This window comes from Nocardioides sp. N13(2025), assembly GCF_051912545.1.
GTDB lineage: Bacteria > Actinomycetota > Actinomycetes > Propionibacteriales > Nocardioidaceae > Nocardioides.
In genome coordinates this window covers 2,222,389-2,243,701 of record NZ_CP196809.1, presented here as the reverse complement: position 1 = coordinate 2,243,701, position 21,313 = coordinate 2,222,389, and the positions used below count along the sequence as shown (strand labels likewise).

Annotated in this window: 16 protein-coding genes and 1 pseudogene; 12 read left to right on the top strand and 5 right to left on the bottom strand. The window is 71.2% G+C overall.

Annotated elements, in window-relative coordinates:
• The first annotated feature begins 12 nt into the window (after positions 1 to 12).
• From rbfA to ACS3YM_RS10810, 5 genes are all read left to right on the top strand, one after another.
• Complete coding sequence (gene rbfA / locus ACS3YM_RS10830; protein WP_439936451.1) at positions 13 to 504, top strand: 30S ribosome-binding factor RbfA; 492 nt, start codon at positions 13 to 15, stop codon at positions 502 to 504.
• Entirely contained in the window at positions 504 to 1,361 is an 858-nt protein-coding gene (gene truB, locus ACS3YM_RS10825) for a tRNA pseudouridine(55) synthase TruB (protein WP_439936450.1), read from the top strand. Before rbfA ends, truB begins: the two co-directional genes overlap by 1 nt.
• 151 nt (positions 1,362 to 1,512) lie before the next feature.
• Positions 1,513 to 2,388 (top strand): hypothetical protein, encoded by an 876-nt coding sequence (locus tag ACS3YM_RS10820; protein WP_439936449.1) that lies wholly within the window; start codon positions 1,513 to 1,515, stop codon positions 2,386 to 2,388.
• Positions 2,389 to 2,443: 55 nt separating this feature from the next.
• Positions 2,444 to 3,379 (top strand): bifunctional riboflavin kinase/FAD synthetase, encoded by a 936-nt coding sequence (locus ACS3YM_RS10815; RefSeq protein ID WP_439936448.1) that lies wholly within the window; start codon positions 2,444 to 2,446, stop codon positions 3,377 to 3,379.
• The gene (locus ACS3YM_RS10810; protein ID WP_439936447.1) at positions 3,376 to 4,395 is read left to right on the top strand and encodes a hypothetical protein; all 1,020 of its coding nucleotides are present in this window, start codon (positions 3,376 to 3,378) and stop codon (positions 4,393 to 4,395) included. The genes ACS3YM_RS10815 and ACS3YM_RS10810 overlap by 4 nt, the downstream gene beginning before the upstream one ends.
• A gap of 90 nt (positions 4,396 to 4,485) precedes the next feature.
• On the opposite strand, the gene ACS3YM_RS10805 is transcribed toward ACS3YM_RS10810, so the two are convergent.
• From ACS3YM_RS10805 to ACS3YM_RS10790, 4 genes are read right to left on the bottom strand one after another with little or no spacing between them, the layout of a single operon-like run.
• Entirely contained in the window at positions 4,486 to 4,728 is a 243-nt protein-coding gene (locus ACS3YM_RS10805) for an HPr family phosphocarrier protein (RefSeq protein WP_378543286.1), read from the bottom strand.
• 30 nt (positions 4,729 to 4,758) lie between these two features.
• Entirely contained in the window at positions 4,759 to 6,849 is a 2,091-nt protein-coding gene (locus ACS3YM_RS10800; RefSeq protein WP_439936446.1) for a PTS fructose transporter subunit IIABC, read from the bottom strand.
• On the bottom strand, positions 6,846 to 7,799 hold the full coding sequence (locus tag ACS3YM_RS10795) for a 1-phosphofructokinase family hexose kinase (protein ID WP_439936445.1): 954 nt from the start codon (positions 7,797 to 7,799) through the stop codon (positions 6,846 to 6,848). The genes ACS3YM_RS10800 and ACS3YM_RS10795 overlap by 4 nt, the downstream gene beginning before the upstream one ends.
• Entirely contained in the window at positions 7,796 to 8,563 is a 768-nt protein-coding gene (locus ACS3YM_RS10790; RefSeq protein WP_439936444.1) for a DeoR/GlpR family DNA-binding transcription regulator, read from the bottom strand. Before ACS3YM_RS10790 ends, ACS3YM_RS10795 begins: the two co-directional genes overlap by 4 nt.
• An 87-nt stretch (positions 8,564 to 8,650) precedes the next feature.
• Between ACS3YM_RS10790 and ptsP the strand changes: the two genes are divergently transcribed.
• From ptsP to ACS3YM_RS10775, 3 genes and pseudogenes are all read left to right on the top strand, one after another.
• The gene (gene ptsP, locus ACS3YM_RS10785; RefSeq protein ID WP_439936443.1) at positions 8,651 to 10,345 is read left to right on the top strand and encodes a phosphoenolpyruvate--protein phosphotransferase; all 1,695 of its coding nucleotides are present in this window, start codon (positions 8,651 to 8,653) and stop codon (positions 10,343 to 10,345) included.
• 42 nt (positions 10,346 to 10,387) lie between these two features.
• Entirely contained in the window at positions 10,388 to 12,124 is a 1,737-nt protein-coding gene (locus ACS3YM_RS10780; protein WP_439936442.1) for an alcohol dehydrogenase catalytic domain-containing protein, read from the top strand.
• 160 nt (positions 12,125 to 12,284) lie between these two features.
• Positions 12,285 to 14,423, top strand: a pseudogene (locus ACS3YM_RS10775) (PTS mannitol transporter subunit IICBA).
• Positions 14,424 to 14,433: 10 nt separating this feature from the next.
• Here the strand turns inward: ACS3YM_RS10775 and ACS3YM_RS10770 are convergent.
• Positions 14,434 to 16,563: a molybdopterin-dependent oxidoreductase gene (locus ACS3YM_RS10770; protein WP_439936441.1), complete on the bottom strand. Its 2,130-nt coding sequence runs from the start codon at positions 16,561 to 16,563 to the stop codon at positions 14,434 to 14,436.
• 119 nt (positions 16,564 to 16,682) lie between these two features.
• Between ACS3YM_RS10770 and ACS3YM_RS10765 the strand changes: the two genes are divergently transcribed.
• The 4 genes from ACS3YM_RS10765 (at position 16,683) to ACS3YM_RS10750 (ending at position 21,307) form a co-directional block, all read left to right on the top strand.
• Positions 16,683 to 16,949: a DUF6458 family protein gene (locus ACS3YM_RS10765; RefSeq protein ID WP_439936440.1), complete on the top strand. Its 267-nt coding sequence runs from the start codon at positions 16,683 to 16,685 to the stop codon at positions 16,947 to 16,949.
• A gap of 171 nt (positions 16,950 to 17,120) precedes the next feature.
• Positions 17,121 to 17,396, top strand: a complete 276-nt coding sequence (gene rpsO / locus ACS3YM_RS10760; protein WP_056906479.1) for a 30S ribosomal protein S15 — start codon at positions 17,121 to 17,123, stop codon at positions 17,394 to 17,396.
• Between the two features lie 248 nt (positions 17,397 to 17,644).
• Positions 17,645 to 19,873 (top strand): polyribonucleotide nucleotidyltransferase, encoded by a 2,229-nt coding sequence (locus ACS3YM_RS10755; RefSeq protein ID WP_439936439.1) that lies wholly within the window; start codon positions 17,645 to 17,647, stop codon positions 19,871 to 19,873.
• A gap of 108 nt (positions 19,874 to 19,981) precedes the next feature.
• Positions 19,982 to 21,307: a M16 family metallopeptidase gene (locus ACS3YM_RS10750; RefSeq protein WP_439936438.1), complete on the top strand. Its 1,326-nt coding sequence runs from the start codon at positions 19,982 to 19,984 to the stop codon at positions 21,305 to 21,307.
• The last annotated feature ends 6 nt before the right edge of the window (positions 21,308 to 21,313 follow it).

Here is a 21,313-nt window from a genome sequence, read left to right as displayed (position 1 = left end):
AGAGTGAGCACCATGAGCAACCCCCGCGTCCGCAAGATCGCCGACCGGATCCAGGTCATCGTCGCCGAGATGCTCGAGCGACGGATCAAGGACCCGCGACTGGGCTTCGTCACCGTCACCGACGTCCGCGTCACCGGCGACTCCCAGCAGGCGTCGATCTTCTACACCGTCCTCGGCGAGGACGAGGAGCGAGCCAGCACGGCCGCGGCGCTGGAGTCGGCCAAGGGCGTGATCCGCTCCGAGGTCGCCAAGCAGCTCGGCATGCGCATCGTGCCGTCGCTGACCTTCATCCCCGACGCGCTGCCCGAGAGCGCCCGCGCGCTCGACGAGGTGCTGGCGCGCGCCAAGCAGCAGGACGACGCGGTCGCCGCCCAGCGCGGCTCGGCCTACGCCGGCGAGGCCGACCCCTACAAGAAGCCGCGGGTCGCCGAGGACGAGCTCGACGACGAGGACGACCTCGACGGCAGCTTCGGCAGCGGTCTCGACGAGGACGACCGCCCCTGATGGTCGACCCCGGTCTCGTCGTCGTCGACAAGGACCCCGGCATGACCTCGCACGACGTGGTGTCGCGGGTGCGCCGGCTGGCCGGCACCCGCAAGGTGGGTCACGCGGGCACCCTCGACCCGATGGCGACCGGCGTCCTGGTGCTGGGCGTCGACCGCGCCACCCGGCTCCTCGGTCACCTGATGCTGACCGAGAAGGCCTACGACGCGACCATCCGGCTCGGCGTGGCGACGACCACCGACGACGCCGAGGGCGAGGTCGTCTCGACCCGCGCCGTCGACGGTGTCAGCGAGGACGTCGTACGCACGGAGCTGGCGCGGTTCGTCGGCGACATCGAGCAGGTGCCGACCGCCGTCTCCGCGATCAAGGTCGACGGCAAGCGTGCCTACGCGCGCGTCCGCGACGGGGAGCAGGTCGAGCTGAAGGCGCGCCCGGTCACGATCCACGAGCTCGTGGTCCACGAGGTCGACCTGCCTGAGGTGCGCATCTCGGTGCGCTGCTCCTCGGGCACCTACATCCGCGCCATCGCCCGGGACCTGGGCGCGGCGCTCGGGGTGGGCGGCCACCTCACCGCGCTCCGGCGTACGGCTGTCGGGTCCTTCGACCTCTCAGTGGCGCGCACCCTCGAGCAGCACTCCGACGACTTCGCCGTGCTACCGATCGCCGACGCCGCTCGCGCGTCGTTCCCGGTCGTCGACCTCGATGACGAGCAGGCGGGCCACGTCCGCTTCGGCCGTGCCCTCGACCTCGTCCTGCCCGCTGCCGGACCCCACGCGGTGTTCGCCCCCGACGGCGGGTTCCTCGCGCTCTACGAGCCGCACGGTGAGCGGGCTCGTCCGGTCGCCGTCTTCGTCTGAGGCTTGACCAAGGCTTCGACACGGCGCCCACGGGGGTGGGGGCTGGTCTTGACCACTTCGGATTCTGGTGGTGCGAAGCGTCGGTCAGGGGCAACCTGTCGCACGGGGCCGGGGGTCGCAGGGTGCGATCGAGCGCCTGAGGAGGTACGGCATGTCCGTCCAACGTATCGCCGCGCTCGGCGTCAGCGTCATGGTGCTGACCGCTGGAGCGCTCGCAGGGGGAACGGCCGGCGCTGCCGGCGCGGCTGCTGAGCGGGAGACAGCAGCCGGCACGGTGTCGGTCAGCATCACTGCCGCGCACAACGTCACGATGCCGGCCACGATCCAGCCGGGGGTCAACGAGTTCCGGGTGACGACCGAGGCCAAGTCGTCGGGCTTCCAGCTGATGCAGCTCGCCGCGGGCTACACCCTCGACCAGGCCATCGCGGACATCGACGCGGGGCTGGAGAAGGGCAAGGTCAAGGCGCTCAAGAGGTTCGAGGCGCACGTCACCCTGTTCGGTGGGGTCAACGTGGCGTCGGGCAGGATCGGCAAGCTCACGGTCAACCTGCCGGCGGGCAGCTACTACGCCGCCGACATCGAGCGGAACCGTCCGTCGGCGTTCACCGCCTTCACGGTGGCCGGCGCCGACACCGGCGCGACCATGCCGTCCGGCTCGAGCGTCAAGGCGATCAACAGCGCGACGTGGGCCAAGGGGCCGAGGACCATCGCCCACAAGGGGAGGCTGACCTTCAAGAACTACAGCGACCAGAACCACTTCGTGATCCTGCTGAAGCTCAACAAGGGCAAGACGGTCAAGGACTTCGGGGGCTGGGTCGACGCCGCGATGGAGGGCGAGGAAGGTCCGCCGCCGGTGAACTTCCGCGTCGGCTTCGACGGCGGTGTCGTCTCTCCCGGTCACACGGTCGCGATGAACTACAAGCTGCCCAAGGGTGACTACGTGCTCGTCTGCTTCTGGCCCGACGCCTCGATGGGCGGCATGCCCCACGCGTTCATGGGCATGTTCCGCGGCATCAGGCTCACCTAGCGACAAGCGGACCCGGCGACGCGGGGCCCCGGCCCCGCGTCGCTAGGCTGCGCAGGTGCAGATCTGGCAAGACGTCGACGACGTGCCGGCCGACCTCGGCCGCACGGTCGTCAGCATCGGCAACTTCGACGGCGTGCACCTCGGGCACGCCCACGTGCTGCGTGAGGCCCGGGAGACGGCCGCCCGCCTCGGGATCGACACGGTCGTCGCGGTGACCTTCGACCCGCACCCGATGGCGGTGCTGCGTCCGGAGCACGCCCCGCCGACGCTGACCTCGATCCACACGCGGGCCCGGCTGCTCGAGCGTGCGGGCGTGGACGCGATCCTCGTGCTCTGCTTCGACCGCGAGGTCGCCGGGTGGTCGCCCGAGGAGTTCATCGACCGGATCCTCGTCGACACGCTGCACGCCGGCGCCGTCGTCGTCGGCTCCAACTTCCGCTTCGGCAAGAAGGCCGCGGGCGAGGTCGCCACCCTCGTCGAGGCCGGCGCCACGCGCGGGTTCGAGACCGTGGGGGTGCCGCTCGACGGCGGCCCGCAGGTCTGGAGCTCCACCTATGTCCGCCAGTGCCTGGCCACGGGCGACGTCGCCGGTGCGGCCGAGGCGCTGGGACGGCCGTTCACCGTCCGCGGCACCGTGGTGGAGGGCGACAAGCGCGGCCGCGAGCTCGGCTACCCGACGGCCAACGTGCCCATCCCGCCGGTCGACGCCGCCCCCGCGGACGGCGTCTACGCCGGGTGGCTGACCCGCCTCGACACGGGGGAGCGGTTCCCCGCGGCGATCTCGGTCGGCACCAACCCCACCTTCGACGGTGAGCGGGACCGCCGCGTGGAGTCCTACGTCCTGGACCGCGACGACCTCGAGCTCTACGGCGTCGAGGTCGAGGTCGCCTTCGTCGACCGGCTGCGCGGGATGGTGAAGTTCGAGGGCATCGAGGCGCTCGTCGACACCATGCGCGACGACGTACGCCGCGCGCGCGAGCTGCTGGCGTGACGGCTCGCCGTACGGAGGTCGAGACCTGGTTCCTCGACCACGGGCTGCCCTACTTCGTCGCCGAGGAGCGGGACGCCGCGCGCGCCGGACTGCGGCCCCGCCGGCTCGTGCCCTTCCTCACGCTCCTCCTCGCCGTCGCGGTCGTCGCCGGCCTGACCGTGCGCTGGCTGAGCACGCGCGACGACGCCGAGCAGGCTGCCGGCCAGGCCGCCGGCAACGGCTCGTCCGGGCTGGCGCTCTGGCTCTCGATCCTCGTGCTCGGCCTGCTCTGCTACGGCGCGACCGCTCTGCACGCACGGCCGATCCTCGGCTTCGCGCTGTCGAGGACGCTCGGGAGCGTGCGCTTCCTGGTGCCGATGGCCTCGCGCGCGCTGCCGCTGCTGCTGGTCTTCGTGACCTTCCTCTTCGTCAACGCCGAGGCGTGGCAGATGACGAGCAACCTGCCGTTCGGGCTCCTGTGGTTCACGGTCCTGCTGATGCTCGGGCTCGCAGTGCTCTTCCTGCTGGTGCGGCTGCCCGAGGAGGTGGACCGGGTGGACGACGAGGTCGACGACGCCTTCATCGTCCGGGCCTGCGCCGGCACGCCGCTGGAGGCGGCCAGCCGCGAGGTGGCCGACGACCCGGGTGTCGACCCGCAGGACTTCGCGCAGGTGGCCGGCTTCGAGAAGTGGAACCTGATCCTGGTGCTGCTGGTGATCCAGACGGTCCAGGTCGTGCTGCTGTCGGTGACCGTCTTCGTCTTCTTCATGCTCTTCGGCTCGCTGGTCATGGAGCCGCAGACCCAGCTCGCGTGGACCCAGCTCGACACGCTGCAGGCAGCGCCGTACCTCTCCCACGTCTCGCTGTCGCTGATGAAGGTGTCGCTCTTCCTGGCCTCGTTCAGCGGGTTCTACTTCACCGTGTCGGCGGTCACCGACGACACCTACCGCCGCCAGTTCTTCTCGGTGGTGGAGAGCCAGCTCGAGCGCGCCGTCGGCATGCGCGCGGTCTACCTCGCCACCCGCGCCCGCTCCTGACATGCCAGTGGGCGGTGCGCCGGCCACCTTCCCGGCGTACGGGACGTGGCTGGCGCACCGCCCACGAGGACGATCAGCGGCCGTGACCGATCAGGCGTCGAGGTCCTGCTCGACGAGCGCGGCGATCGCGTCGACCGCGGCCTGGTCGTCGCCCGCCACCTCCACGGTGTCGCCGTTGCCGGCTCCGAGGGTCATGATCATCAGCGAGGAGCTGGCGTCGACACCGTTGATGGTGACGTCCGAGCCGAGCTCGGCGGCCTTCTCGGCGATGATCGCGGCGGGACGGGCGTGCAGGCCGACGGCGGAGCCGACGACGACGGACTTGCTGGGCATGGTTCTCCTCGAGTGGTCGGGTCGGATGGTTCAGAGAGTAGCGACGTCGGCGTCCGAGGGGCCGAAGCTCTTCGTCGCGATCACGAGCGCAGCGCCCACGAGGACACCGGCGGCGAGGGACACGAGGTAGCCCACGACACCGTCGACCGCGAAGAGGACGAAGATCCCGCCGTGCGGTGCCCGGACCGCCACGTCCATGGCCATGGAGAGGCCTCCCGTGACGGCACTGCCCGCCATGATGGCCGGGATCACCCGGAGGGGGTCAGCAGCCGCGAACGGGATGGCTCCCTCGGTGATGAAGGAGGCCCCCAGCAGCCAGCCGGCCTTGCCGTTCTCGCGCTCGGGCACGTTGAACAGACCGGGTCGTACGACGGTGGCCAGCGCCAGCGCGATCGGCGGGACCATGCCCGCGAGCATGACGGCGGCCATGATGCGCAGCTCGGGGGCGTCGTTGGACAGGGCCGCGCCACCGACACCGGCGGCAGCGAAGCTGTAGGCGACCTTGTTGAGCGGCCCACCCATGTCGAAGGCCATCATCAGGCCGAGGATGACGCCGAGCAGGATGGCGCTGCCACCGCTCATGGAGCTCAGCCCGTCGGCCAGCTGCTCCATGAGCCACGCGATCGGGCGACCGAGGACGACGATCATCAGCAGGCCGACGACCATCGTGGTCAGCAGCGGGATCACCAGCACCGGCATCAGGCCGCGCGCCCAGGTGGGCACCTTCCGGCCCGCGATCCAGTGCGCCACGAGGCCGGCCAGGACGCCACCGACGATCGCGCCGAGGAAGCCGCTCTGCGGCACCCCGAAGGCGGACACGTCGGTGACCAGCCCGCCCATCACGAAGCCCGGGGCGATGCCGGGGCGGTCCGCGATGGCGTACGCGATGTAGCCGGCCAGCGCGGGGACGAAGAACGCGAAGGCGATCTTGCCGAGCATGAAGAGCGCCGCGCCGAGGTAGGCCAGGACGCTCGAGTCGAACGGGACGTGGCCGAGGGTGGGCTCGCTGTACGCCGACAGGTCGGGTGGGCTGAAGAGCGTGCTGTCGGCCAGCACCGCTCCCGCGTGGTTGGCGATCTCGTAGCCACCGAGCAGGAAACCCAGCGCGATGAGCAGGCCGCCCGCCGCGACGAACGGGATCATGTACGAGACGCCGGTCATCAGCACGCGGCGGATCCGACCGCCCCACGACTCCTCGGCGGTCGAGGTGGCGCCGGCCTCGCTGGCCGTGCCCTCCACGCGCGGAGCGGTCGAGGGGTCGGCGGCGTAGCGCAGCGCCTCGGCGATCATCGCGTCGGCGTCGTCGATCGGGCGCTTCACGCTGCTGCTGACCATCGGCTTGCCGGCGAACCGGGCGCGGTCGCGCACGCCCACGTCGACGGCGAAGATCACGGCGCCGGCGGCCGCGATCGCGGCGGGCGCCAAGGGCGTCGAGCCGGCCGAGCCCTGGGTCTCCACCTCGATCGCGACGCCGGCGCGCTCGGCGGCGGCCTCGAGGGCCTCGGCGGCCATGTAGGTGTGGGCGATGCCGGTCGGGCACGCGGTGACCGCGACGAGCGACGGCGTAGCACCCGAGGCCGGCGCGGCAGCCGCTGCTGCGGCCGGAACGGCGGCGGGAGCACCGGCAGCGGCGGCAGCCGCGGGGGCGGCGGCCTTCGCGGCGGGGGCCGGCTCACCGAGCTCGTGCGTGACCAGGTCGACGACCTCCTCGGCGGACCCGGCCGAGCGGAGCGCGTCGGTGAAGGCCGGCTTGACCAGGGCGCGTGCGAGCTTGGTCAGGATGGTGAGGTGGTCGGCGTCGCCGCCGGCCGGTGCGGCGATGAGGAAGGCGAGGTCGGCCGGGCCGTCCTTGGCGCCGAAGTCGACCGGCGGCTCGAGCCGGGCGAACGCCAGGGTCGGGACCTCCACGCCGGTCGTGCGGCAGTGCGGGATCGCGATGCCGCCGGGCAGGCCGGTCGCGGAGGTCGCCTCGCGGGCGAAGGTGTCCTCGACGAGCTGGTCCTTGCTGCTCGCGCGGCCGGCGTCGTCGACGACGCCGGCGAGGGCACGGATCACGTCGTGCTTGTCGGCGCCCCAGGCAGCCCCGAGCCGCACGAGGTCGGTGGTGATCAGGTCGGTCATGCTGTGCCTCCCAGGGCGGTGACGCCGACGAGCTCGGTGCGGAGCTGCGACGGCAGGGGGATGGTGGTGCCGGGTAGACCTGCGGCGGCGCTGCCGTAGGCGACTGCGAGTGCGAGGCGCTCGGGAGCCGGGAGTCCCCGGATGTCACCGAGCAGGTAGCCGAAGAGGCTGGAGTCGCCGGCACCGACGGTGCTGACGACGGTCGTGGGCGGCGGGGTCGCGTGCCACGCGCCCTCGGCCGTGACGAGGACGGCACCGTTGCCGCCGAGGGTGGCGAGGACCGTGCCGACGCCACGGTCGATCAGCTGGCGCGCCGCCTTCGCCGTGGCCTCGGGGTCCGCCTCGAGGGCCTCGGGGTCCCCGCCGGTGAAGGAGGCGAGCTCCTCGCCGTTGGGCTTCATCAGGTCGGGGGCGGAGTCGGGCAGCGCGTCGACGAGGGCCTGCAGAGGGCCCTCGCTCGTGTCGACGGCCACGTGGCCGCCCACCTCGCGCAGTCGGCGTACGAGGTCGGCGTAGAAGCCGGCCGGCGCCCCGGCGGGCAGCGAGCCCGCCAGCACCGTCCACGACGCGCTGGAGGCGCGGACCAGCACGGCCTGGGCCATCAGCTCGAGGTGGATCGGGAGGACCTCGGCGCCGGGGGAGTTGAGCTTGGTGGTGGTGCCGTCGGGCTCGGTGATCGTGAGGTTCACGCGGACGTCACCCGCCGGGCGGACGGGCCGGCAGTCGATGCCGGCGCCCAGCAGCTCGAGGACGAAGGGGTCCTCCTTGGCGGCTGGTACGACGGCGATGCTGGGGATGTCGGCGCTCACGGCCGCCCGGGAGATGTTGACCCCCTTGCCGCCGGCCTGCGACGTCACCGAGGCCACCCGGTGGACCTGTCCGCGGCACAGCTCGCCGTCGAGCGCGACCGTGCGGTCGATGCTCGGGTTGGGGGTCAGGGTCAGGATCATGCGATCACCACCTCGATTCCGGCTTGTTCGAGGGCGCGGCGGTCCTTCGACGAGATGTCGCTGTCGGTGACCAGCACGTCCAGGCTGTCGAGCGTCGCGAAGCGCACGGCCGTCTCCACGTCGAACTTGGTGGAGTCCGCGAGCACCACGGTGCGGCGGGCGCAGGCGATCATGGCCCGCTTGGTGGCGGCCTCGTCGCTGTCGGGGGTGGTGAGCCCGTGGCCGGTGGTGATGCCGTTGGTGGCGATGAACGCCACGTCGGCGCGCAGCTCGGCGAGCGCGGCGACGGTCTCCGCGCCGACCGCGGCATGGGTCGCGGGGCGCACCTTGCCGGGGAGCAGGTGCAGCTCGATCTGCGGCAGTCCGGCCAGCCGGGTGGCGACCGGCACCGCGTGCGTGATGACCGTGAGCCGGTGGTCGCGGGGGAGGGCCGCGGCGAACCGGGCGGTGGTGCTCCCGGCGTCGATCACCACGACGGAGTCGGGAGGGGGGAGGAGCGCGACGGCGGCGTTGGCGATCGCCTCCTTGGCCTGCGTGTTGGACTGGTCGCGCTCGCCGATGCCCGACTCGATGACGGTGAGCGAGCCCGCGGGCACCGCGCCGCCGTGCACCCGACGCACCAGTCCCATCCGGTCGAGCGTCGAGAGGTCCCGGCGCACGGTCTCGGTGGTGACCTCGAACTGGTCGGCCAGCTGGACCACCGACAACCGGCCCCGGCGGCTGATCAGGTGGGCCATCGCCTGCTGGCGCTCTTCGGCGTACATGGGTCCCCCTCTCCGAGGATCTGTGTATGTGTTGTTTTAGTCCCGAACGTGTTGCTTGTCAACAAGCAGGTGTTCTACGGTGTGTCCATGACCACACCCGCGCACCCCTCAGCCAGTGGCAGCCTGAGCGGGACCCCGGTCGTCCCGGGTGTCGCCGCCGGTCCCGTCCTGCACGTCCGCGGCGAGGTCTCGCCCGACGCGATCGCGCGCTACGGCGACGGCGGCTTCACCGACGCCGACGCTGCGGTGGCGGCGTACGACGAGGCGGTGGCGGCAGTCGCGGAGACGTTCTCCGCCAAGGCGGCCAGCACGCAGGGGGCCGCGGCGGAGGTGCTCACCGCGAGCGCCGGCCTGGCGCGGGACAAGGGCCTGCGGTCCGGGGTGGCCAAGAACCTGGCCGCCGGGCAGGGCCCCGTGGCGGCGGTGCAGGGGGCCGTCGAGCAGTTCGTCACGATCTTCACCAACATGGGCGGCCTGATGGCCGAGCGGGTGACCGACCTGCGCGACATCGAGCGGCGCGTGGTGGCCCACCTCGTGGGGGAGCCCCCGCCCGGCGTGCCCACGCCGAGCGAGCCCTCGATCCTCGTCGCCGAGGACCTGGCGCCGAGCGACACGTCCGGGCTCGACCCCGAGCTCGTCACCGCGCTGGTCACCGAGCGCGGCGGCGCGACCAGCCACACGGCCATCATCGCCCGCCAGCTCGGCATCCCCTGCGTGGTCGGCGCCGCCGGGATCATGGAGGTGCCGGCCGGCACCTTCGTGGTCGTCGACGGTGAAGCCGGCACGATCGAGCAGGGCGCCGACCCCGAGGAGGCGCGCGCGAGGGTGGAGGAGAGCCGGCGGCTGCGCGAGGAGCTCGCCAGCTGGAGCGGCCCGGCCGCGACCGCCGACGGCCTGCCGCTCAAGCTGCTCGCCAACGTCGCCGACGGCGCGTCGGCACAGTCCGCGGGCGTCGAGCCGGTGCAGGGCGTGGGGCTCTTCCGCACCGAGCTGTGCTTCCTCAACCGCAAGGACGAGCCGAGCGTGGAGGAGCAGGCCGACATCTACGCCGAGGTGCTCGCGCCCTACTCCGACGGCCGCTACGTCGTCGTCCGCACCCTCGACGCCGGCTCCGACAAGCCGATCGCGTTCGCCACCCACGCCGGCGAGGAGAACCCCGCCCTCGGCGTGCGCGGGCTGCGGCTCAGCTTCGACAACCCCGGCCTGATGGACCGCCAGCTCGACGGCATCAAGCAGGCGGCCGAGCGCACCGGCACCGAGACCTGGGTGATGGCGCCGATGGTCGCGACGGTCGCCGAGGCGAAGGACTTCGCCGACAAGGTGCGCGCCCGCGGGCTCAAGCCCGGCGTGATGGTGGAGATCCCCAGCGCGGCGCTGCTCGCGCACCGGATGCTCGAGGTCGTCGACTTCCTCTCCATCGGCACCAACGACCTGACCCAGTACGCCATGGCCGCGGACCGCATGGCCACCGACCTGGCGCACCTCACCGACCCCTGGCAGCCGGCCGTGCTCCAGCTCATCGCGATCACCGCGCACGCCGGTCGGGAGGCCGGCAAGCCGGTCGGCGTCTGCGGCGAGGCGGCGGCCGACCCGCTGCTGGCCACGGCGCTGATCGGCATGGGCATCTCGTCGCTCTCGATGGCGGCGCGCGCCGTACGTCCTGTCGGCGCCCAGCTGGGCAAGGTCACCCTCGAGACCTGCGAGGCGGCCGCCGAGGCCGCCCTCGGCGCCCCCGACCCGATGGCCGGCCGCGCCGCCGTGCGGGCGGTGCTGGGGCACTGACGCCCCCGCCCACGACAGACCCACCTCACCACGGAGGAAGCAATGACATCAGCGTACGACCGCTACCGCGCGGCTGACAGCGAGCTCCCGGAGGGCAGCTGGACCTGGTTCCTGCACGGCGCGGGGGAGGAGAACATGGGCAAGGACGGTGCGCCCGAGCTGGTCCCCGTCCCGAGGCCCGACCCCGACCACATGCTCGTGCGCATCGACAGCGTGGGGCTCTGCTTCTCCGACGTGAAGATCATGCGTCAGGGCGGCAGTCACCCCAAGCTCTACAACCGTGACCTGTCCCAGGACCCCACGCGGCTGGGACACGAGGTGAGCCTCACCGTCATCGAGGTCGGCGACAACCTCAAGGACCGCTACCACGCCGGCCAGCGGCTGGCCGTGCAGCCCGACATCTACCAGGACGGCATGAGCACGGCCTACGGCTACACCATCCCCGGTGGACTCACGCAGTACCACCTGATGGGCGCGGAGATGCTCGACACCGACGACGGTGCCTGCCTGCTGCCCCTCCCCGACACGATGGGGTACGCCGAGGCCTCCACGCTGGAGCCCTGGGGCTGCGTGATGGCCGCCTACACCCAGCGTCGCCGCCTGGAGCCGAAGGCCGGGGGGACGATGTGGATCGTCGGGCGGCCGGGAGACGAACGGGAGTACGACTTCTCCTCCGGCCTCGACGCTCCGGCCACGATCGTGATGACCGACGTGCCCGCGTCGGTGGTGGGGCTCGTGGAGCGCACCTCGGCCACGAAGGTGGTGCGCGACGGCATCGGCGCCGACGACTACCAGGCACTGGTGGACGAGCTGACCGAGGGCGCCGGCTTCGACGACATCGTCATGCTCGACCCCCGCTCCGCCGCGACGGTGGGCGCGGTGGCGAAGCACATCGCCCGGCGAGGCACCCTCAACATGGTGGGCGAGACCCCCCTGGACGGCCTGGTCGACACCGACGTGGGCCGTCTGCACTACGACTACACCGCCTACCTCGGCAACCGGGGGCCGGACATCGCCGCCTCCTACGGTGAGGCGCGCAACCGCTGTGACCTGCGCTCGCAGGGCACGACGGTCTTCGTGGGCGCCGGTGGCCCGATGGGGCTGATGCACGTCCAGCGGGCCATCCAGCAGAGCGACGGCCCCCGCACGATCGTCGCCACGGAGGTGAGCGACGAACGCCTGAAGAGCCTCGAGGACCGGCTGGCCCACCTGGCGGAGAGCAACGACTGCGAGCTGATCACCTTCAACTCCCAGACCACGGAGGAGTCCCTCCACGACTTCGTCATGCGGATCACCGACGGCCGGGGGGCGGACGACGTCGTGGTCAGCGTCCCCATCTCCGCCGTGATGGCCGAGGCCGACACGCTGATGAGCTCCTACGGCATGCTGGTCTTCTTCGCCGGTGTCCCCAACGGCACGTTGGCGCCGCTGAACCTGAGCGCGGTCTACCTCGACAACGCCCAGTACACCGGGACGTCAGGACTGACCATCCACGACCAGCAGCAGGTGGTCGACCTGGCCAACCAGGGCCAGCTCTCCCCGGGGTCCATCGTGGGCGCCATCGGCGGCATGCGCGCGGCCAAGGACGGTCTCCAGGCCCTGGTCGACGCGAGGTACTCCGGGAAGGTCCTGGTCTTCCCCCAGGTCCACGACTTCCCCCTCACCGGCCTCGACGAGCTGGGGGAGAGGCTGCCGGAGGTCGCCGCGAAGCTGGGGCCCGGCAACACGTGGAACGACGAGGCGGAGAAGGCGTTCCTCGACAGCCAGCTGAGCGGCTGACGATGTCCTGCCAGCCCGGGTCGGGACCCTTTTCTGAGTAAAGCCACACAGTCGGGCATGAAATCGTGCCCGAATGCTTGGCAACGTGCCCGTTCGTGCGGTTTAATCACGTCATCATGTGATGGGGGTCACCCCCGACGTTCGACTGGAGGACATCAGCATGGCGACCACAACTTCGACACCCGGCGCCCGGACCGGCGCTCGGGTGCACGTGCAGAAGTTCGGCACGTTCCTCTCCAACATGGTCATGCCCAACATCGGTGCGTTCATCGCCTGGGGCCTGATCACCGCACTCTTCATCGAGGTCGGCTGGCTGCCGAAGCTCGGCATCGGCGACAGCGCGGGGAGCTGGGTCGCCGAGATCGGCGGCTGGGGCGACTTCGCCGGCGGCGGGATCGTCGGCCCGATGATCACCTACCTGCTCCCGATCCTCATCGGCTACACCGGTGGTCGGATGGTGTACGACACCCGCGGCGGCGTGGTGGGTGCGATCGCCACCATGGGCGTCATCGCCGGCACCGACATCCCGATGTTCATGGGCGCCATGATCATGGGCCCCCTCGGTGGCTGGTCGATGAAGCACATCGACGCCATCTGGGACGGCAAGATCAAGCCCGGGTTCGAGATGCTGGTCAACAACTTCGCGGCTGGCATCTGGGGCGGGATCCTGGCGACGTTCGCCTTCTTCGTGATGAGCCCGATCGTCACCTGGATCAGCGACAGGCTCGGTGAGGGGGTCGACGGTCTGGTCAGCAACAACCTGCTGCCGCTGACCTCGCTGATCATCGAGCCCGCCAAGGTGCTCTTCCTCAACAACGCCATCAACCACGGCGTGCTCACCCCACTCGGCACGCAGGAGGCGGTCGAGCAGGGCAAGTCCGTGCTGTTCCTCCTCGAGGCCAACCCCGGTCCCGGCCTGGGTCTGCTCGCCGCCTACATGGTGTTCGGCCGCGGCCTGGCCAAGGCATCTGCCCCGGGCGCGGCGATCATCCACTTCCTCGGCGGCATCCACGAGATCTACTTCCCCTACGTCCTGATGAAGCCGAAGCTGATCGTGGCGATGATCGCGGGCGGCATGACCGGCGTCTTCCTCAACGTCCTGTTCGACGTGGGCCTGCGTGCGCCGGCGGCTCCCGGGTCGATCTTCGCGGTCTACGCCCAGGTGGCCACCGACAGCTACCTCGGGGTGACCATCGCGGTCCTGGGCTCCGCGGCCGTGACCTTCCTGGTGGCGTCCGTCCTGCTCCGGACCGACAAGGCCGAGGAGGCCGACGACCAGCTGGTCCACGCGACCGCGGACATGGAGGCGATGAAGGGCAAGCAGTCCATCGCCTCCACCGCTTTCGCCGGCGGGGGCGCGGCCACCGCCACCGCCACCCGCGAGATCAGGAACATCGTGTTCGCCTGCGACGCGGGCATGGGCTCCTCCGCCATGGGCGCGTCGGTGCTCCGCAAGAAGATCCACGACGCCGGTCACCCCGAGGTGACGGTGGTCAACAAGGCCATCGCGAACCTGGAGGACGACGTGGACCTGGTGGTCACCCACCAGGACCTGACCGACCGGGCACGCCAGAAGAGTCCGTCGGCGATCCACGTCTCGGTCGACAACTTCATGGGCAGCCCGAAGTACGACGAGATCGTCACGATGGTCGACGAGGGCAACAAGTCCTGAGCCGGCCGGGCAGACGATGACCACGAGCCCGGCCCTCCGCGGTGCGGAGGGCCGGGCCCGGTCTTCCAGGCCTCCGCGGACGGTGCACCGTGTGGTCTGATGAGTGGCAGGACGTTCCACGCACCGACCCTGCGCCGGCGACCGTCGGCCGCACCCCGAACTTCGCGACAGACGCGAGAGATGAGGCGCCAGATGAGCGACGTACTGAGCCGGGAAGCCATCGTGCTGGGCGGTCGGGCCCGCGACCGTGACGCGGCGATCACCGAGGCCGGCGAGCTGCTGGTCGCGTCGGGCGCCGTGGACGCGGCCTACATAGAGGCGATGCACGAGCGCGAGACCTCTGTCTCCACCTTCATGGGCAACGGCCTGGCCATCCCGCACGGCACCAACGAGGCCAAGTCGCTGATCCGCCACACCGCCATCTCGTTCATCCGCTACGACGAGCCCATCGACTGGAAGGGCAGCCCTGCGACGTACGTCGTCGGGATCGCCGGCGCCGGCGACGACCACCTCGTCGTGCTGCAGGCCCTGGCGGGCGCGTTCACCGACGACGCCAGCATCGCCGCCCTCGACGCGGCGCAGACGCCCGACGACGTGCTGGCCGTGCTCGGCGACGTCAGCACCTGAGGCACCCGGCTCAGGCGGGAGCGACCTCGACGGGTACGCCGTTGAGCGCGGCGTTGCCCGACACGTCGAGCAGCTCGGGATCGGTGAGGTCGTTGACCGAGACGCCCGGCACCTCGCGGCTGCGGGTCATGAGGACGCCGTCGCGGGCGTGGCCGTAGCCGTGGGGGAGCGACACCACTCCGGGCATGAGGTCCTCGGACGCGGCGACCTCCACCTCGACCGAGCCGACGCGTGAGGTCACCCGCACCCGGGCGCCGTCGGTGATCTCGCGGGCCGCGAGGTCCGCGGCGTTCATCAGCAGCTGGTGGCGCGGGCGTCCCTTGGTGAGCCGCTGGGAGTTGTGCATCCACGAGTTGCAGTCCTGCTGGTGGCGCCGCCCGATCAGCACCAGCTGGTCGCCGGCCGGTTCCGGCACGGCGGCGAGCCGCGCGACGTCGGCGACGACGAGAGCGGGGGCGAGGTCGACCCGCTTGCCCTTCGACGGCAGGCGGGCAGGCAGCTGTCCGCCGCGCAGGGGTCCGAGGTCGATGCCCGACGGCCGCTCCCGCAGCTTCTTCAGCGTCACCCCGCTGTGCCCGCGCCGCAGCAGCTGGCCGATCAGCAGGGTCGGGCTCGCGGTCAGTCGGGCCCGCTGGACGAGCCGCTTCTTCAGCGGTGCCTTGCGGCTGAGGCGGGCCGCCGTGCGCAGGGTGATCTCGCGGAAGATCTGCCAGTCGTGACGCTGGTCGGCGTCCTTCTCGAACACGGCCGGGGTGAAGCGAGCGGTGTTGCGCACCGCGAGCAGGTGGAAGACCAGGTCGTAGTGGTCGCGCTCCAGCGCAGTCGTCGGCGGGAGGATGACGTCGGCGTGCCGCGTCGTCTCGTTGACGTAGATGTCCACGGCCGCCATGAAGTCGAGGCCGCGCAGCGCCTCGTCGAGGCGCGCGCCGTCGGGCGTCGACAGGACCGGGTTGCCGGCCACCGTCAGCAGCGCGCGCACCTGGCCGTCCCCGGGCGTCTCGATCTCCTCCCGCAGCGCGGAGACGGGAAGCTCGCCGGCCGTCTCCGGCAGGCCGCGCACGCGCGAGCGCCAGGCGTCGTGGTGCCCGCGACCGATCAGGCCGGTGCCGACGGCGTCGATGGCCGGGGAGGTGAACATCGCCCCGCCGACCCGGTCGAGGTTGCCGCTGAGGATGTTGAGGCAGTTGACAGCCCACTGGCACACGGTGCCCCACGGTCCGGCGGACACGCCGATCCTGCTGTAGACCACGCCCGCGTCGGCCGCGGCGAGCTCGCGGGCCAACCGGCGGATCTCGTCGGCGGCCAGCCCGCTCATCGCCTCGGCCCGCTCGGGGGTGAAGTCGGCGACCAGGTCGAGGACCGTCGCGAGCCCGTCGACGTACGACGCCACCGGCGGGACCCGGCCCGGCGCCTGCTCGGTCGTGAGGACGTGCAGCATCGCGAGCAGCACCCACGCGTCAGTGCCGGGGCGCACGAAGTGGTGCTCGTCGGCCACCCGGGCGGTCTCGGTGCGGCGCGGGTCGAGCACGATCATCCGGCCGCCGCGGGCCCGCAGGTCTCGCACGCGCCGCGGGAAGTCCGGCACCGTCATCAGCGAGCCGTTGGAGGCCATCGGGTTGGCGCCGATCACCAGGAACCACTGGGTGCGGTCGATGTCGGGGATCGGGAGGAACAGCTGGTGGCCGAACATCAGGTGGGCGACCAGCTGGTGGGGGAGCTGGTCGACCGAGGTGGCGGAGTAGCGGTTCTTGGTCCGGAAGGACTTGAACATCGCGGTGCCGTGGGTCATCGAGCCGAGGCTGTGCGCGTTGGGGTTGCCGAGGTAGACGCCGAGGGCGTCGTCACCGTGCTCCTCGATCACCCGCGCGAGGTTGTCGGCCACCAGGTCGAACGCCTCGTCCCAGCCGATCTCCTGCCACCGCGCACCCGAGCCCTCGCCGACGCGGCGGACGGGTCGGCGCAGCCGGTCGGGGTCGGCGTACACGTCGGCGATGGCCACGCCCTTGGGGCAGATGTGCCCGCGCGAGAGCGGGTCGTCGGGGTTGCCGCGGACGCCGACGACGTCACGGCCCTCGACGGTGAGCTCGAGCCCGCAGATGGCCTCACACAGGTTGCAGACCCCGTGGCGCTTCTCACTCATGCGTGGATCGTCGCACGCCGCACCCCCGCGGGGGGTGACAGCGGGCCCGGGGCAGGACAGACTCTGCCCCGCCCGGTCCAGACCGGTTCAGCACCATCCCCAACAGAATGGAGACCTTGATGGGTTTCGGAGGGCCGATCGGCCTCATCGTCGTAGGACTTGTCCTGTCGTTCGCGTTCACCGAGCAGCAGGTCGGGCCGCTGCGCGTCACCGCACTGGGCTGGATCCTGGTCCTCGCGGGCGCGCTGTGGCTGGTGCTCACGATCATCCAGCAGAACACGAAGCGTCGGCACACCACCACGGCCACCACCACCGACGCCGCCGGCCGCCAGGCCAGCACCCAGCGCACCACCGAGTCGGACCCGCCGCCCCCGCCGGCGGTCTGAGGCACCTCGTACGACCTCGCTGCGCGGCGCGGATTGGGCCACGATCCAGCGTCTCGATATGCTTCTGCGGTTGCCCAGGTGGGCGACGACGCCGTGTCAACGGCCGCGGATCCAGAGTGCCCCGGTGAACAGGCCCGGGCGCGCCGCGCAACGAGAACCGAAGGAGCCCCCATGTCGATTGGTACCGACGCGGAGACCAAGAAGAAGATCATCGCCGAGTACGCCCTGACCGAGGGTGACACCGGTTCCCCCGAGGTGCAGATCGCGCTGCTCAGCCACCGCATCTCCCACCTCACCGAGCACCTCAAGACGCACAAGCACGACCACCACAGCCGTCGTGGCCTGCTGCTGCTCGTCGGCCAGCGCCGTCGCCTGCTCAACTACCTCCAGAAGACGGAGATCGAGCGCTACCGCTCCATCGTCGAGCGCCTCGGCCTCCGCCGCTGATCGCGACAGGAGCGGTTCCCCGTCACGGGGAGCCGCTCCTCTCACATCCGGGTCCGACCGCGCTAGTGTCGACCCGGCACAACTGAACAACATCAGATCCAGGAGCGACCCGCGCACCCGGCTCGGTCCTCGGTAGTGGCTCTCAGGTCCGCCTCATGTGGGCAGGCACCTGCGGGCCTCGATCGAAGACCGGCACCTCATGCGGCGTCGCGGATCGCTCCGCGAAGAGAAAGCAGGATCCTGCTTCCATGAGTGAACCCATCATCTCCGCCGTCGAGACCGTTCTCGACAACGGCAAGTTCGGCCAGCGCACGGTCAAGTTCGAGACCGGCCTGCTGGCCCGTCAGGCGGCCGGCTCGGTCACCGCCTACCTCGACGACGAGACCATGCTGCTCTCGGCGACGACCGCGGGCAAGACGCCCAAGGACCACTTCGACTTCTTCCCCCTCACGATCGACGTCGAGGAGCGGATGTACGCCGTGGGCCAGATCCCCGGCTCCTTCTTCCGCTCCGAGGGTCGCCCGGGCGAGGACGCGATCCTCACCTGCCGCCTCATCGACCGCCCGCTGCGCCCGACCTTCAAGAAGGGCCTGCGCAACGAGGTCCAGGTCGTCATCACCGTCATGGCGCTCGACCCCGACATGCCCTACGACGTGCTCGCGATCAACGCCGCGTCGCTGTCCACCCAGCTCTCCGGCCTGCCCTTCTCGGGCCCGGTCGGCGGCGTCCGCGTCGCGCTGATCGACGGCCAGTGGGTGGCCTTCCCGACCCACTCGCAGCTCGAGAACGCCGTCTTCGACATGGTCGTCGCGGGTCGCGTCACCGAGTCCGGCGACGTCGCCATCATGATGGTCGAGGCCGAGGCGCCCGAGGACACCATCGCGCTCGTGCAGGGTGGCGCCCAGGCGCCCACCGAGGAGGTCGTGGCCGGTGGCCTCGACGCCGCGAAGCCCTTCATCAAGCAGCTCGTCGAGGCCCAGGCCCAGCTCGCGGCCGAGGCCGCCAAGCCGGTCCAGGACTTCCCGGTCTTCCTCGACTACGAGGACGACGTCTACGCCGCCGTCGAGGCCGCGGCCAAGGACGAGACCGCCGCCGCGATGACCATCGGCGACAAGCAGGAGCGCGAGCTCAAGGTCGACGAGATCAAGGGCGCGCTGCTCGAGAAGCTCGCCGGTCAGTTCGAGGGTCGCGAGAAGGAGATCGGCGCCGCGTTCCGCTCGCTCAACAAGAGCCTGGTCCGCCAGCGCGTGCTGCGCGACAAGGTCCGCATCGACGGTCGCGGCCTGGCTGACATCCGCCCCCTGCACGCCGAGGTCAACGTGATCCCGCGCGTCCACGGCTCCGCGCTGTTCGAGCGTGGCGAGACCCAGATCCTGGGCGTCACCACCCTCGACATGCTCAAGATGGAGCAGCAGCTCGACACGCTGTCGCCGGAGAAGCACCGCCGCTACATGCACAAGTACGTCTTCCCGCCGTTCTCCACCGGTGAGACCGGCCGCGTGGGCTCGCCCAAGCGTCGCGAGGTCGGCCACGGCGCCCTGGCGCGCCGCGCCCTCCTGCCGGTGCTGCCCACCCGCGAGGAGTTCCCCTACGCGATCCGCCAGCTCTCCGAGGCCATGGGCTCGAACGGCTCCACCTCGATGGGCTCGGTCTGCGCCTCGACCCTGTCGCTGCTGCAGGCGGGCGTGCCGCTCAAGGCCTCCGTCGCCGGCATCGCGATGGGGCTCATCTCCGACGACGTCGACGGCGAGACGCAGTACGTCGCGCTGACCGATATCCTCGGGGCCGAGGACGCCTTCGGCGACATGGACTTCAAGGTCGCCGGCACGCGCGAGTTCGTCACCGCCCTCCAGCTCGACACCAAGCTCGACGGCATCCCCGCCGAGGTGCTGGCCGCCGCGCTGACCCAGGCCCGCGACGCGCGCCTGGCGATCCTCGACGTGATGGCCGAGGCCATCGACGCCCCGGAGGAGATGTCGGTCCACGCGCCGCGCATCATCACCGTGCGCGTGCCCGTCGACAAGATCGGCGAGGTCATCGGTCCCAAGGGCAAGGTCATCAACCAGATCCAGGACGACACGGGCGCGACGCTGTCCATCGAGGACGACGGCACGGTCTACATCGGTGCGACCAACGGCGAGGCGGCCGAGGCGGCCAAGGCCGCGGTCAACGCGATCGCCAACCCGACGATGCCCGAGGTCGGCGAGCGCTACCTCGGCACCGTGGTGAAGACGACCAACTTCGGTGCGTTCGTCTCGCTCATGCCGGGCAAGGACGGCCTGCTCCACATCAGCAAGCTCCGCGCCCTGGCCGGTGGCAAGCGCGTGGAGGCCGTCGAGGACGTGCTGTCCGTGGGCCAGAAGGTCCAGGTGTCGATCGCCGAGATCGACGACCGCGGCAAGCTCTCCCTGGTCCCCGTCGTCGACGAGGCCGAGGGCGGCTCCGAGGAGCCGGCCGAGGCGACCGACGCCGAGTGACCTGATCCACCCCTCGCAGCAACCCACGACCGGCTGGCCGTCTGGCCGGCCGGTCGTGGCGTTCCACCCCTCGTGCTCCACCCCTTGCTCCACCCGGGAAGGACCCCCGTGCAGAAGAACGGCACCACCCGCACCCTCCACACCGTCAAGGACCCCGACGGGACCGTGACCTCACGCGTACGTCGTACGGTGCTGCCGAGCGGCCTGCGGATCGTCACCGAGCAGATGGCCGGCTCCCGTTCGGCCAGCATCGGCGTCTGGGTCAACGTGGGATCACGCGACGAGACGCCGACCCTGCACGGGTGCTCGCACTTCCTCGAGCACCTGCTCTTCAAGGGCACCCCCGAGCGCACCGCGATGGAGATCTCGGTGGCGCTCGACGCGGTGGGCGGGGAGTTCAACGCCTTCACCACCAAGGAGTACACCGTCTTCCACGCGCGGGTCCTCGACGAGGACCTCGCCACCGCCGTCGACGTGCTGGGCGACATGGTGACCGCCTCCACGATCACCGCAGCCGACGTCGAGGCCGAGCGTGACGTGATCCTCGACGAGATCGCGATGCACGACGACGACCCCGACGACGTGGTGCACAACCTCTTCGCGCACCAGGCGTGGGGCGACACCCCGCTGGGTCGCCCGATCGCGGGCACCGAGGCCTCGATCACCGCGATGACGCGCGCGCAGATCCACCGCTTCTACCGCCGCCACTACCGGCCGGCCAACATGGTCGTCTCGGTGGCGGGCAACATCGACCACACCGACGTGGTGCGCCAGGTCCGCAAGGCGTTCGGACGCGGCGGCTTCCTCGAGGGCGACGCCGTCCCGACGGCCCCGCAGCAGTCCGAGCGGGCACGCAAGGTGCACCCCGGCGAGGCCCGTACGATCCGTCCGCAGGAGCAGGTCAACCTCGTCCTCGGCGTCAAGGGCCTGACCCGCACCGACCCGCGCCGCTACACCCTGGGCGTGCTCAACACCGCCCTCGGTGGCGGCACGTCGTCGCGCATGTTCCAGGAGGTGCGCGAGCTGCGTGGCCTGGCCTACTCGGTCTACTCCTTCGCCTCCCACCACGCCGACGCCGGCGTCGTGGGGGTCTCCGTCGGCTGCCTGCCCGGCAAGTACGACGCCGTGCTGGAGACCGTGCGGGGCGAGCTCGCCAAGGTGGCCGCGGACGGCCTGACCGACGAGGAGGTCGAGCGCGGCAAGGGCCAGCTCAAGGGCGGCCTGGTGCTGGGCCTGGAGGACTCCGGCTCGCGCATGTCTCGCATCGGCAAGGCCGAGCTGGTCTACGACGAGCTGCTCACCATCGACGAGGTGGTCGCCCGGATCGAGGCCGTCACCGTCGACGACGTCGCCACGCTCGCGCGCGAGCTCTTCAGCCAGCCCGAGCTGCTGGCGGTCGTGGGACCGAGCGCAACGTCCTCGGTGGTCGAGTAGCCGAGC